Below are 12,950 nucleotides of genomic sequence, written 5' to 3' on the forward strand. Positions count from 1 at the left end.
AGGGGGGACGCTGTTGGCCTCTCGCGAGACGCGCCCACGTCCCCTCTCGGGTCCACCTCCCCTCTGTGTCCTGGAGGACGCACGAGGGGCTCCGGAGAGGAGCTGTCCGGGGAGGTAGGGCAGCATGATCCTCACGGTGGGTACGGGGCGGGACCCACCAGAGAGGCTCCCCGTGGGGTGGAACCCACCGGCATTCACGTTGAGGGTCGGGGCGCTCGGTGCCGAGCGACTGGCGCTCTCTGGCTTCGCGGGCAGGGAGGCCATCAGCCGGCTCTACGACTTCCGGGCCGACTTCTTCACGAGGGACGGCGAGCCGCTGGTGGTGGCCGACCTCGTGGGGAAGGACGCCCTGGTGACGGTGTCGGTGCGCGACGGCGGCCCGCGTTACGTGCACGGCCAGGTGCGCGAGGTGGAGTCGCTGGGGATGAAGACGGGCCGGCGGCGCTACCGGGCCCACGTGGTGCCGAAGCTGTGGCGCCTGTCCCAGGTGCACAAGAGCCGCATCTTCCAGAACAACAGCGTGCCGGAGGTTCTCGAGGCCGTGCTGCGGGAGGGCGGGGTGGAGGTGCGGCTGGCGCTCTCGGGCAGCTACGCGGCGCGCGAGTACTGCGTGCAGTACCGCGAGAGTGACTTCGCCTTCGTCAGCCGGCTGATGGAGTGGGAGGGCATCTTCTACTTCTTCGAGCACATGGACTCGGGACACACGCTGGTGCTGGGGGACAAGCCCAGCGCGCACGCGCCGCTGCCCCAGGGCCAGACGCTGCCGCTGCGCCCGCGCATGGGCAAGGAGGCGGTGGACGGCGAGCTCGTCTACGCGCTGGAGAGGGTGCACCGGCTGCGTCCCGGCGCGGTGCACCTGAAGGACTTCGACTTCGAGAAGCCCGCCATGGACATCTCCGGCAAGGGCAAGGCGACGGACGGCCTGGCGGCGCTCGAAATCTACGACTACCCGGCCGGCTACGTGGCGCCGGGCGTGGTCAGGTCGGCGGCGAGGACGCGCGTGGAGGCGACAGGCGTGGGACGGCGCACGCTGACGGGGGAATCCATTGCACCGCGGCTGGCACCCGGCTTCCTGATGAAATTGGACTCGCCGGAGGACGGCACCTTCGCGGGCGAGTACCTCATCACGGAGGTGCTGCACTCGGGCGTGCAGCCGGACGTGTCGGGCGGCAGCGAGTCCTTGCAGGGCCTCTACCGCAACCAGTTCCACCTGCTGCCCAAGGCGGTGCCCTTCCGGCCGCGCCGGCTGACGCCGCTGCCGCAGATTGCCGGCCCGCAGACGGCCACGGTGACGGGACCGGCGGGCGAGGAAATCCACACCGACGCGCACGGGCGCATCAAGGTGCAGTTCCACTGGGACCGCGAGGGGAAGAGGGACGAGAAGTCCTCGTGCTGGGTGCGGGTGGGCCAGCCGTGGGGCGGCCCGGCATGGGGCGACGTGTGGCTGCCGCGCATCGGCCAGGAGGTGATTGTCCGCTTCCTGGAGGGAGACCCGGACCGGCCGCTGGTGGCGGGGGCCGTCTACAACGGCATCCATCCGGTGCCGTATGCGCTGCCGGACGAGAAGACGAAGTCGACGCGCAAGAGCGCCTCCAGCCTGGGCAGCGACGGCTTCAACGAGGTGCGGATTGAAGACTCGATGGGCGACGAGGAGGTCTTCACCCACGCGCAGAAGGACGAGGCCCTGCTCACCGAGAATGACAAGGCCCAGGAGGTGCGCGGCTTCGAGGACCTGCTGGTGAAGAAGGACCGCAGGCGCAGGGTGGAGGGCCACCAGGAGCTGCGCGTCGTCATGGACGACGTGGGCGTCATCGAGGGCAACCAGATGTTGCTCGTCCAGAAGGACCGCGACACCTCCACCCGTGGGAGCCATGACGAATCGGTGGACGGCCATCAGGCGATGACCGTCGGAAAAGGCCTCAACGTCTCCGTGTCGCAGGGCGCCGTGGAGAGCGTGGGGGCGGCGAAAGCCACCACCATTGGCGGGGCCTACAGCGTCAACGTGGCGCTGGCCCACAACGCAGCCACGGGTGGTGCGAAGACCGAGCAGGTGGCGGGGCTCAAGCACGAAGCCATCGCCGGAAGCAGGCAAGAGACCGTGATTGGGGACAAGCAGCTCCGGGTTGGCGGCGAGGACTGGGTGGAGGTGGATGGCTCCGCCAGCCTGAGTGTCGGCAAGGACTGGAAGCTTCAGACGGGTGAAGGGCTGCACCTCCGCATTGATGGCACGCAGTCCGTGCAGGCCAGGTCCCTGATTCTCGACGCGGATGCGCTCAGCATCGCGGTCAACGGCAGGGTGGCTCTGCAGGTGGAGAAGTCCGGCCGGGTCCGGCTCTTCGGTCGCAACATCACCGTGGAAGAAGAGTAGGAGCGCGCCGATGGGGAGATTCAAGGGCAGGAAGGTGCTGATGATTCAAGGCGGCGGCGAGGTGCCCTTCGCGCGGCCCATGGTCGAAAACCCCTGTCCACCCGGCGAGCATTCCGAGCGCATCTACTTTCCAGAGGTAGACCCGGCAGAGGCCAGTCCGCTCAAGCGCATCGAGAAGATGAAGGAGGCGGGGAAGGATGAATTCGAGATTGCCGCGGCGGAACACAACGTCCGGATGGGGCACATCACCCATGGCCGGCAGATCTCCCGGGATGCAACCGACGAAGAGATGGCTGCCGGATTGCCGGGAGACCATCAGCATGTTCGCGCCGTCTGTATCAAGTGCGGCAAAAGCCGTGAGCTCGACCATGCCGCGAGCAAGAGGGATGTCACCGAGTGCAAGAACCAGGAGCGCTCCTATGGTTCGGAGCAGTTGATGAACAACCGGGTCCTTGCGGAGAGGGGCTACAAAGTCTCCTACAAGGTGCCCGCTGCGAGACGCACCGATAGGAAGGTCGGCAAGCTCACGGAGACTGGTTTCGACGTTGTCTTCGTCGCATTCTCATAGCTGTGGATTGGGAGCCCTGGTCATGAGCCCGCCTCGATGGTTCCAGATGTCCGCTGTGCGGCTTCCGCTGGAGCAAGCGGTCTACCAGTCCCAACTGCTCCGTGCTTCGCACCGTTTCATCGCCCGTCGCGCTCTTCGAATTCTATGGGACCCTGATTCGAAAAGTTTTGACGTGGACTTTGGTAATGACCAGCCGATTCAGGGCGATGCGCAAGCGCTGGACCTGGCTCGAACATGGAGTGGGGTGGCAATCGCCTACGACGTCATGTCCATTCGCGCGAGCCTGTACCTGGGGTTCTGGCGACAGGCTGAAGCGACCTGCCTGTCAGTGGAAACCGATACCCAGGTGCCCTACGTCACTCCGAACGGAATGGCGCAGGGCGAGTGGTTCGAGCGCTTCATGTGCGATTACGTCAACACCTGCGGCGTCCTGGCCTGCGCCAGTGGCCCGGGATGGTCCTCGATGGAGCCGCTTGATGTGGCCCAACTCATCGCGAGATGGCGGAAGGAGGGGCTTCCGAAGAGACCTACGCGAGGCTTCTTCATGGTGTCCAAGGACCTCCTGAGCAGCGCCGAAATGGATTCATTCCTTCGTGGACGCGACGAGCAGGACAGCCGCTGGCTGCGCTACTTCCAGACGCCCACGGGCTACCACGTGCTCTCCACCTGGTCCCGGCGCAACTGGTGGGCGGACTGAAGCGCGTGCAACCACCCCACGCAGCCATTACCCTCCAGGCGCCATGTCCATCCGCAAGGACTACATCGAGCGGCTCATCGAGGAGTTCGCCGCCGCGCTCGCCCGCATCCTCAAGGCCCGCAGGGAGCAGAAGTTCGCCGACGCACAGCGGCTCATCCAGGACACGGCCCTGTCCACGCTCGGCATGGAATACGGCGCCCTGCTGCTCGCGGACCCCGCGTCCACCGCGCGGCTGCTCGGCAGTCCCGTGCGCGTGAAGGTCCTCGCCCGCCTGGTGGCCGAGGAAGGCGAGCTGCTCCAACAACAGGGCGACCCGGTCACCGCCTCCGCCCGCTTCCACTTCTCCCTCGCGCTGTACGCGGAGGCCGAGTCCCTCGGTCTCACCCCCGACGCCGAGGACACCGCCACCGTCTCACGGCTGCGCGCCCTCACGGAGACGCCGCACCGCGTCTGATCCGCGCCGCCAGCGGGCCCTCCCGTTGGAAATGACGCTCTGCATTGGTCCGTTATCCGGCACTCCGCTTGCCTGGACACCGGACTGTCAACCGATTCACGAATGACCCGTACCGGGCCCGGGTTGCCGGTCTCTCCTCGCTCGCGGCTATGATGGAGCGCTCCTCGATCACGCTCCGCCTGGGGGGTGCGCGTGTCCTTCATCCAGCTTCCTGAGAGCGTAGTTCCTTGTCGCAACCTGGTGGGAGGTGAATGGCAGGCCCCGGTGGGCGCCACCCTTCTCGACGTGCGCAGCCCGTACACGGGCACGGTCATCGGCCGTGTTCCGCTGACGCCAGCCGCCGGAGTCGCCCACGCCGTGGAGGCCGCGAAGCCCGCTGCCGCCCTCTGGCGCAATACCGCGCTGCGCGAGCGCACCCAGCTCCTGCACCGCTTCCGCACGCTGCTCGAGCGGGATTTGGATCGGCTCGCCAACCTCGCCGCGAGCGAGGCCGGCAAGACGGTGGCCGAAGGCCGCGCCGGGCTCCTCAAGGGCATGGAGGTCTGCGACTTCGCCTTGTCCCTCCAGAACCTCGACACCGGCGGCCACATGGAGGTCAGCCGCGGCGTCACCTGTGAGCTGCGCCGCGAGCCGCTCGGCGTCGTCGCCGGCATCACCCCATTCAACTTCCCGGCGATGGTGCCGATGTGGATGTTCCCCATCGCCGTCACGCTGGGCAACGCCTTCATCCTCAAGCCGTCCGAGAAGGTGCCCCTCACCGCGTGCGCGCTCGGCGAGCTGATGTGCGAGGCCGGCTTCCCGCCCGGCGTCTTCTCCGTCGTCCACGGTGGGAAGGAAGCCGTGGACGCGCTGGTGGCGCATCCGGACGTGGCGGCCATCGGCTTCGTGGGCTCGTCCGCCGTGGCGCGGCACCTGTACGCGGAGGGCTGCAAGCGCGGCAAGCGCGTGCTCGCCCTGGGCAGCGCGAAGAACCACGTCATCGTCGTCCCCGACGCGGACCCGGTCCTCACCCCGCAGGCCGTGGTGGACTCGTTCACCGGCTGCGCGGGCCAGCGCTGCATGGCCGCCAGTGTGCTGCTCGCCGTCGGTGACGTGGAGCCCATCCTGAAGGAAATCACCCGCCGCGCCGCGAGCCTCCAGGTGGGGCCCGGCATGGGCGCGCTCATCGACCGGGGCGCGGTGGACCGGCTGGAGACGGCCATCGCCCGAGCGGAAGCCGAGGGCGCGAAGGTGGTGCTCGACGGGCGCGGCAAGCGGCCCGCGGGCGAGGTGTGGACCGGCGGCAACTGGCTGGGGCCCACGCTGCTGGACGGCGTGCGTCCGGAGATGGAGGCCGCCAAGCGCGAGCTGTTCGGCCCGGTGCTCTCCATCATCCGCGTGCCCACGCTGTCCGCGGCGCTCGAAATCGAGAACGCGTCGCCGTACGGCAACGCGGCATCCATCTTCACCACCAACGGCGCGGTGGCGCAGGCGGTGGTGGAGGGCGTGCGCGCCGGCATGGTGGGCGTCAACGTGGGCGTCCCCGTGCCGCGTGAGCCCTTCTCCTTCGGCGGTACCGGTGACTCGCGCTTCGGACACGGCGACATCACCGGCCCGTCCAGCCTCGACTTCTGGACGGCGCTGAAGAAGGTCACCCGCAAGTGGTCGGCTCGCACCGACGGCTCGTGGATGAGCTGATCCGCTTCCCGCTTCCACTCCTCGCGCTCGAACGACTCCCGCGCCCGCAAGGAGGGCGCTCCCATGGCAGACAAGAAGCCCGTCAATCACATCCGTCTCACCTCGCACCCGGATGGCGAGAGTGTCGCCCTGCGCTGGGGCGACGCCGAGCCGCTGCGCCGCGGCCCCGTGGTGGCCACGCTCACCGAGCCCGCGCACCGCAACGTCATTGGCACGCACGCCGGTGCGTACGCCGTCTACCGCGCGCTCGCCGTGGCCGCGGGCCAGCTGCCGCAGGACCACAAGGCGGACCTGAAGAACACCTCGCCCGCCGCGCAGGTGGGGCCGTACCCGTCCTGGAGCAACCCCGAGCGCATCGTCTCGCTGGACCCGTGGGGCGCGGTGGCGCCGCAGGTGTTCCGCGCGTACTCGGAGCAGGACGTCGACTTCCGGCCCACCATCGCCGTCACCAAGGCCCACATCAACCTGCCCGAATTGCGCGACGCGATTGTGGCCGGGCGGCTGAAGCCGGACGGTGACCTGCTCACGGCGAACGGCGACATCAAGGTGACGAAGGCCGCGGTGGACCCGGTGTGGCACCTGCCGGGCATCGCCAAGCGCTTCGGGCTGACGGAGAGCGCGCTGCGCCGCGGCCTCTTCGAGCAGACGGGCGGCATGTTCCCGGAGCTGATTACGCGCCCGGACCTGCACGTCTTCCTGCCGCCCATCGGCGGGCTCACGCTGTATGTCTTTGGCGAAATCGCCTCGCTGGCGGACAAGAACATCCCGCTGGCGGTGCGCGTGCACGACGAGTGCAATGGCTCGGACGTGTTCGGCAGCGACATCTGCACGTGCCGCCCGTACCTGGCGCACGGCATCGAAGAGTGCGTGCGCTCCGCGCAGAACGGCGGCGCGGGCCTCATCGTCTACCTGCGCAAGGAAGGCCGCGCGCTGGGCGAGGTGACGAAGTTCCTGGTCTACAACGCGCGCAAGCGGCAGGAGGGCGGCGACTCGGCGGCCACCTACTTCCAGCGCACCGAGTGCGTGGCCGGCGTGCAGGACATGCGCTTCCAGGAGCTGATGCCGGACGTGCTGCACTGGCTGGGCATCACCCGCATCCACCGCTTCGTGTCGATGAGCGACATGAAGCACGACGCGATTACCCGCTCGGGCATCGAAATCCTGGAGCGCGTCCCGATTCCGGAGGACCTCATCCCCGCCGACGCGAAGGTGGAGATGGAGGCCAAGAAGGCGGCGGGCTACTTCACCAAGGGGCCCGTGGCGGATCCGGCCACGCTGGCCCAGGTCAAGGGACGGGGGCTCGATGTCTGAGAGCGAGCTGGCAAGGGCGCACGTCTCCCCCGCCGTGGCCTGGCTGCGCACGCCAGCCGCCATCCGCGAGCGCTGCCACCAGTTGCTGGACCTGGGCCTCGCCGGCCGGTTGCCGCACTTCCGCGTGGAGCCCTCGCGACTGCCGGTGGTGGTGGACACCGTGCTGAACGTGACGCGCGAGCTGTACCCGAACCTGGACATCCCCCTGCACAGCCGCTGGGGCCACTTCGACGCGGGCGGCGTGGCGCGCGTGGCGGAGCTGGAAGAGCGACTGAAGGATGCGACGCCGCAGGAGCGGGCGCGGGCGAAGTTGGACCTGGTGGTGGTGAGCGTGCTGCTGGATGCGGGCAGCGGGCCGAAGTGGCGCTACCGCGAGCGCGGCGGCGGCACGTGGGCGCGCTCGGAGGGCCTGGCCGTCGCGAGCTTCCGCATGTTCATGGACGGGCTCTTCTCGTCGGACCCGGACCGGCCGCTGCGCGCGGACGCGGAGGCACTGGGGCGGATGACGCGCGAGGGGCTCGCGCACGGCATGCAGGTGTCGGAGTCCAACCCGCTGGACGGGCTGGAGGGGCGGCTGCACCTGTTGCACGGGCTGGCGAAGGTGCTGCCCCGGCCGGGCGCGCTGCTGGACATCGTCACCGCGCAGCGGCGCAGCGTGCGGGCCGCGGAGCTGCTGGGGCTGGTGCTGGAGGTGCTGGGCCCCATCTGGCCGGGCCGGGTGATGGTGGATGCCGTCAACCTGGGCGACGTGTGGCCCCACTCGTCATTGGGCCCGGTGGAGAGCGTGGACGCGCTGGTGCCCTTCCACAAGCTGTCGCAGTGGCTGACGTACTCGCTGGTGGAGCCGCTGGCGGAGGCCGGCGTGCAGGTGACGGAACTGGATGGCCTCACCGGCCTGCCCGAGTACCGCAACGGCGGCCTCTTCGTGGACCTGGGCGTGCTGGTGCCGCGCGACGTGAAGATCACCACGGTGGCGCTGCACCCCGGTGACGAGCCGATTGTGGAATGGCGCGCGCTGACGGTGGCGCTGCTGGACCGGGTGGCGGCGCTGGTGCGCGGCCGGCTGGGGATGAACGCGGAGGAATTGCCGCTGGGGAAGGTGCTGCAAGGGGGGACGTGGACGGCGGGGCGGCGGGTGGCGGCGGAGCTGCGGCCCGGCGGTGTGCCGCCGATTCGCGTGGACAGTGACGGCACGGTTTTCTGAGAACGGCTGACCCGACGGAGGATGCAATGCAATTCCCGAACTGCACCGTGGTGGACCATCCACTGGTGAAGCACAAGCTGACGCTGATGCGGCGGGCGGAGACGAGCACTGCCTCCTTCCGGGCGCTGCTGCAGGAAATCTCGCTGCTGCTGGCGTACGAGGCCTTCCGCGACCTGAAGCTGCGCGAGGAGGAAATCCAGACGCCGATGGCGAAGATGATGGCGCCGGTGCTGGATGGGAAGAAGCTGGTGCTGGTGGCCATCCTCCGCGCGGGGCAGGGCATCCTCGACGGCATGTTGCAGCTGGTGCCGTCCGCGCGCGTGGGGCACATCGGCCTGTATCGAGACCCGGAGACGCTGGCGGCGGTGGAGTACTACTACCGGGTGCCGGGGCAGCTGGCGGACCGCGACGTGGTGGTGTGCGACCCGATGCTGGCCACGGGCAACTCTGCGGTGGCGGCGCTGCAGCGGCTGAAGAAGAACAAGCCCGGCTCGGTGCGCTTCGTGTGCCTGCTGGCGAGCCCCGAGGGCCTGACGAACCTGCGCGAGCACCACCCGGACGTGCACGTGTACACGGCCGCCATCGACGAGAAGCTCGATGAGCACGGGTACATCATTCCCGGCCTGGGTGACGCGGGCGACCGGTTGTTCGGGACGAAGTAGACGCGCGGGGACTCTTCTCTCCTGGTGGGGCTGGTCCTTGGGTTCGGAGGGGCGCTGAGGCAGGATGCGCCTTCCGCGAGGGCCGGCGCGCCAGGAGCAGGGAGTCTGTGCATGCGTTGGATGCGTCTTCGAGCCCGCGGGTGGGCGGCGGGGCTCGGGTTGGTGGCAGCGCTGGGATTCGCGGGAGCGGCGGGGGCGGAGGACGAGCCGTGTGACTGCTCCGTCCGTAACCAGCGCGTGGGGCCCGGTGTCTCATGCATCATCGTGGACCTGAATGCGGCTTGCCCCCGAAGCACCGTGCGGAACGCCTGCGGCGTGCCCGTGCTGCTGGTGGATTGGCCGCTCAACAACGATCGGTGCCAGAGCACGCCGTGCACAGTGGAACTCCAGCCCTTTGACGAGGCGGCCTTCTCCTTCTACGACCCTGTCATCCAGGGCGAGAGCACCTTCACCGAGGCTTCCTACCAGGTGAAGATTGGCGACGCCGAGCCGCAGACCCTCACCGTCTCCGGGGACGTCACGTGCGTGTCCCTCTGGCGCGAAGAGAAACCGGAGGGCTGTGCCGCCGCTCCCGGCGCACTGGCGGCCCTGGGCGTGTTGCTGCTGACGGTGCCCGTGGCCCGGTGGCGCCGGCGCGCGTGACGCTCAGAACGGCGGGTGGCTCTCGAAGGTGAGCCCTTCGCCGGTCCGTGGGTGCGTGAAGGTCAGCGACTCGGCGTGGAGCATCAGCCGGGGGCCCTCACGTCCGTGCCGCGTGTCCCCGACGATGGGCGCGCCGAGCCCGAGCGGATGCGCGGTGTGGACCTGAAGCTGGTGCGCGAGCCGGGTGCGGGGCAGCAGGGTGACGCGCGTCCGCATCCCGGCGCGCTCCGTGACGCGCCACTCGGAGACCGCGCGCTTGCCGTGGACCGGGTCCACGAGGTGCCCCTCCGGGGTCATTCGGAGCGGAAGCTCGAGGCTGCCGTGGTCGCCAGCCACGGAGCCGTCGAGCCAGGCGACGTGGCGGAGGTCCGCCTCGCGTCGCGCGAACTGACGGCGGAGCGCAGCCTGGGTCTCCTCGTCCTTCGCGAGCAGCAGCAGGCCCGAGGTCTCGGCATCGAGCGCGAACACGACGGAGAGCTTGGAGGAACTCCGTTGCTGGAAGCGGGAGAGCATGGAGTCCCGCTGCCGCGCATGCCGGCCGGGCGCGGACGGAAGCCCGTGTGGCTTGTCCACGACGAGCAGCCACGCGTCCTCGAACACGAGTCGTGGCTCCTCCAGCGGCACGGGGCCCGTGCTCCACGGTGGTGCCGGGGCCACGTCCAGCCCTTCGAGCATGTACGGCAGCACGCGCCCGCACTTGGACTGGCAGGCCGGGTAGTACCCGCCCGCGAGCCACCTGCCCGTCACCGGTGGTGCGCCCCACCAGAACTCCGCGAGCGCCAGGGGGCGCAGGCGGTGCCGGTACGCCCAGGCGAAGAGCTTGGGCGCGGCGCAGTCACCCGCGCCGCCGGGAGGCGCCTCGGGTTCGAACAGGGCCGTGAGGGATTGATGTTCCCCGCGTGCGTTCGGGAGCACGTAGCTGTCGGTGAGCTGCCGCCAGAGCTGGCGTGAGCGCTCGGCGCGCAGGTGTTCGACTTCGTCGCGGTCGCCCGGGTCCGCGTGGCGCAGCTCCAGCGCGCGCAGCTCCTCCTGACCGTCGGGCCAGAACGCGTCGCGCGCGACGGGGTCGAACAGCGGCGGTGCGAAGCCTTCGACGTGCCAGCGTCCACCGAGCATGCCGGAGAACGCGCGCAGGTAGCCCACGCGACCGTCCTCCGTGGCGACGACCAGCGCTCCGAACATCTTCCCGCCCCCGGGCGCGTCGAGGCCGGCGTCCTTCGCCACGTCCCCACGGCGCAGGAGCGACTGGAGCTCCTCGGCGGCGCGGCGTGCGAGCGGATGCGGAGGGCTCGGGTCGAAAGGACTCGCGAGCCGCGCCGGCAGCTCGGCCGGTGACGGCGGAGGCTCGAAGTACGTCACGGCGGGTGGGGGCACTGCGCTCACGAGGGTCTCCGTCTACCAGCCGGACCTCGGGCTCGGATACAGGCGGGCCGGTTTTCGTGTGCCGGGGGTGATCGGCTAGGCTCGGGACCGTCCCCTACCGCAATCCCTATCCAATGACAGACCCTGCTTCCCCGGCCGCCCCGGACGCGCCACTCCAGTTCGAGCGCGCCGAGTTCACCGAGCCGCGCGCCACGCCACAGTGCAAGGCGTGCGAGCGCTCCATCACCGACACCTACTTCGAGGTGAACGGCCACCTGCTCTGTCCCTCGTGCCGGGACACGGTGGCGGCGTCGCTCACCGGTGGCTCGAAGTCGGGCCGGTTCTTCCGCGCGCTCGCCTTTGGTACGGGCGCGGCGGCGGCGGGCGCCCTGCTGTACTTCGGCGTCTCCGCGGCCACCGGCTACAACATCGGCCTCATCGCCGTGGCGGTGGGGTGGATGGTGGGCACCGCCGTGCGCAAGGGCTCGGAGGGGCGCGGGGGCACGTTCTACCAGTTGCTCGCCGTGGGCCTGACGTACCTGTCCATCTGCGCCTCGCTCGCGCCGGATGTCTACGAGGGCATGTCGGCGCCGGACACCGAGGTCGCCGCGCCGGCCCCCGAGGCCGCTGCCGCGGGTGACACCGCCGTGCCCGTGGAGGAGGAGATGCCCGTGGTGGTGCGGGTCATCGCGTCGGCCATCTTCTCGCTGGCCGCGCCCTTCATCGTGGGCTTCAACAGCCCCCTCTCCCTTGCCATCTACGGCTTCGCCCTGTGGGAGGCGTGGCGCCGCAATACCCGCGCCGTGCTGAACATCGCCGGCCCGTTCCAGCTCGCTCCGGCCGCCGCTGCGCAGGAGCCCTCGGAGGAAGGCGCCGCACGGGAGCAGTCCGTTGGCTGAAGCCCTCGCTGTCGTCACGAGCTGCCAGGGGTGCGGCACCGAGCTGGGTCCCCGGCTGCTCACCTGTCCTTCCTGTCACCGGCTGGTTCACGCGCGCGAATTGCAGCGGCTCGCCAGCGAGGCCGACGCCGCCTCCGCTCGCGGCGAGCCGGCCGTGGCGCTGGAGACCTGGCGCCTGGCGCTGGACCTGCTGCCTCCGGCCTCCAGCCAGTACGCCCAGGTGACGGCCCGGGTGGAGGCGCTGAGCAAGCAGGTGGATGCGTCCGGGCTGCGTGAGGTCAGCGCCGCGGCGACGCGCGAGCGGCAGAAGTCGGGCATGCCGAAGTGGCTCGCCGCGCTGGGGACGTTCGGCCTGCTGCTGTGGAAGTTCAAGTTCGCCCTCGTCTTCCTGCTGGGCAAGGGGAAGCTGCTGCTGCTCGGGTTGACGAAGGCGAGCACGCTGTTCTCCATGCTGCTCGCGCTGAGCGTGTACTGGGCGATGTGGGGCTGGGTGTTCGCGCTCGGGCTGATTGCGTCCATCTACGTGCACGAGATGGGACACGTGGCGGCGCTGCGCCGCTTCGGCATGCAGGCCAGCGCGCCCATGTTCATCCCGGGCCTGGGTGCCTTCGTGCGCCTCAAGCAGTCGCCGGTGGATGCGCGCGAGGATGCGCGGGTGGGGCTCGCGGGGCCCATCTGGGGGCTCGTCGCCGCGGCTGCGTTCTTCGTCGCCGCGCTCCTCACCGGCTGGAAGAGCCTGGGCGCGATTGCTCATGCGGCGGCGTGGCTCAACCTCTTCAACCTCTTGCCGGTATGGACGCTCGACGGAGGCCGCGGCTTCCGGGCGCTGTCTCGGAAGCAGCGGTGGATGGCGGTGGCCGTCATCGGCGCGGCGTGGTTCCTCACGGCGGAGGGGCTGCTGGTGTTGCTGCTGCTCGGCGCCGGGTTCCAGGCCGTGGCCATGCCCGGGGCGGAGGAGGGGGACACTCGCGCCACCGTGGAGTACGGCGTCCTCGTCGCCGCGCTCAGCGCGCTGGGCTGGGCCGCGCAGCACTGGACGCGCACGGGGCTGGTGATGTGAAGACCGGCCAGGGCACGTCAGGACGCGGCATCCCGCGAGCTGTCGA

Annotated in this window: 12 protein-coding genes; 11 read left to right on the forward strand and 1 reads right to left on the reverse strand. The window is 69.8% G+C overall.

Going from position 1 to position 12,950, the window contains the following annotated elements; translation table 11 throughout:
- Positions 1-172 precede the first annotated feature (172 nt).
- From G4D86_RS13860 to G4D86_RS13900, 9 genes are all read left to right on the forward strand, one after another.
- On the forward strand, positions 173-2,368 hold the full coding sequence (locus G4D86_RS13860) for a type VI secretion system Vgr family protein (protein WP_240360231.1): 2,196 nt from the start codon (positions 173-175) through the stop codon (positions 2,366-2,368).
- A 10-nt stretch (positions 2,369-2,378) separates the two neighbouring features.
- Entirely contained in the window at positions 2,379-2,936 is a 558-nt protein-coding gene (locus G4D86_RS13865; protein ID WP_163993610.1) for a hypothetical protein, read from the forward strand.
- Positions 2,937-2,958: 22 nt separating this feature from the next.
- Entirely contained in the window at positions 2,959-3,633 is a 675-nt protein-coding gene (locus tag G4D86_RS13870; RefSeq protein WP_163993612.1) for a hypothetical protein, read from the forward strand.
- A gap of 43 nt (positions 3,634-3,676) precedes the next feature.
- Entirely contained in the window at positions 3,677-4,087 is a 411-nt protein-coding gene (locus tag G4D86_RS13875) for a hypothetical protein (protein ID WP_163993614.1), read from the forward strand.
- A 192-nt stretch (positions 4,088-4,279) separates the two neighbouring features.
- Entirely contained in the window at positions 4,280-5,764 is a 1,485-nt protein-coding gene (gene mmsA, locus G4D86_RS13880; RefSeq protein WP_163993616.1) for a CoA-acylating methylmalonate-semialdehyde dehydrogenase, read from the forward strand.
- A 63-nt stretch (positions 5,765-5,827) separates the two neighbouring features.
- Complete coding sequence (locus tag G4D86_RS13885) at positions 5,828-7,075, forward strand: GTP cyclohydrolase II (protein ID WP_163993618.1); 1,248 nt, start codon at positions 5,828-5,830, stop codon at positions 7,073-7,075.
- Positions 7,068-8,279 carry a DUF1688 family protein gene (locus G4D86_RS13890; protein WP_163993620.1) on the forward strand — a complete coding sequence of 404 codons (1,212 nt, stop codon included), beginning with the start codon at positions 7,068-7,070 and terminating at the stop codon, positions 8,277-8,279. Before G4D86_RS13885 ends, G4D86_RS13890 begins: the two co-directional genes overlap by 8 nt.
- Positions 8,280-8,305: 26 nt before the next feature.
- Positions 8,306-8,941, forward strand: coding sequence for a uracil phosphoribosyltransferase (upp, locus tag G4D86_RS13895; RefSeq protein ID WP_163993622.1), 636 nt, complete (start codon positions 8,306-8,308; stop codon positions 8,939-8,941).
- Between the two features lie 111 nt (positions 8,942-9,052).
- Positions 9,053-9,583: an MXAN_0125 family MYXO-CTERM protein gene (locus G4D86_RS13900; RefSeq protein WP_163993624.1), complete on the forward strand. Its 531-nt coding sequence runs from the start codon at positions 9,053-9,055 to the stop codon at positions 9,581-9,583.
- A 3-nt stretch (positions 9,584-9,586) separates the two neighbouring features.
- On the opposite strand, the gene G4D86_RS13905 is transcribed toward G4D86_RS13900, so the two are convergent.
- A complete protein-coding gene (locus G4D86_RS13905; protein WP_240360232.1) occupies positions 9,587-10,966 on the reverse strand; it encodes an RluA family pseudouridine synthase in 1,380 nt (459 codons plus the stop codon).
- A 113-nt stretch (positions 10,967-11,079) separates the two neighbouring features.
- Between G4D86_RS13905 and G4D86_RS13910 the strand changes: the two genes are divergently transcribed.
- Both G4D86_RS13910 and G4D86_RS13915 read left to right on the forward strand, forming a co-directional pair.
- The gene (locus G4D86_RS13910; RefSeq protein WP_163993626.1) at positions 11,080-11,844 is read left to right on the forward strand and encodes a hypothetical protein; all 765 of its coding nucleotides are present in this window, start codon (positions 11,080-11,082) and stop codon (positions 11,842-11,844) included.
- A complete protein-coding gene (locus tag G4D86_RS13915; protein WP_205519568.1) occupies positions 11,837-12,904 on the forward strand; it encodes a site-2 protease family protein in 1,068 nt (355 codons plus the stop codon). Before G4D86_RS13910 ends, G4D86_RS13915 begins: the two co-directional genes overlap by 8 nt.
- Positions 12,905-12,950 lie beyond the last annotated feature (46 nt).

Origin of the sequence: Pyxidicoccus caerfyrddinensis, from assembly GCF_010894405.1 — a bacterium.
Classification (GTDB): domain Bacteria; phylum Myxococcota; class Myxococcia; order Myxococcales; family Myxococcaceae; genus Myxococcus; species Myxococcus caerfyrddinensis.

Excerpts from the sequence above, each read along its gene's own strand:
- G4D86_RS13865 (WP_163993610.1), top strand. The coding sequence starts at position 2,379 with ATGGGGAGATTCAAGGGCAGGAAGGTGCTGATGATTCAAGGCGGCGGC.
- G4D86_RS13885 (WP_163993618.1), top strand. The coding sequence starts at position 5,828 with ATGGCAGACAAGAAGCCCGTCAATCACATCCGTCTCACCTCGCACCCG.
- G4D86_RS13870 (WP_163993612.1), top strand. The coding sequence starts at position 2,959 with ATGAGCCCGCCTCGATGGTTCCAGATGTCCGCTGTGCGGCTTCCGCTG.
- G4D86_RS13910 (WP_163993626.1), top strand. The coding sequence starts at position 11,080 with ATGACAGACCCTGCTTCCCCGGCCGCCCCGGACGCGCCACTCCAGTTC.
- G4D86_RS13890 (WP_163993620.1), top strand. The coding sequence starts at position 7,068 with ATGTCTGAGAGCGAGCTGGCAAGGGCGCACGTCTCCCCCGCCGTGGCC.
- G4D86_RS13900 (WP_163993624.1), top strand. The coding sequence starts at position 9,053 with ATGCGTTGGATGCGTCTTCGAGCCCGCGGGTGGGCGGCGGGGCTCGGG.
- upp (WP_163993622.1), top strand. The coding sequence starts at position 8,306 with ATGCAATTCCCGAACTGCACCGTGGTGGACCATCCACTGGTGAAGCAC.
- G4D86_RS13875 (WP_163993614.1), top strand. The coding sequence starts at position 3,677 with ATGTCCATCCGCAAGGACTACATCGAGCGGCTCATCGAGGAGTTCGCC.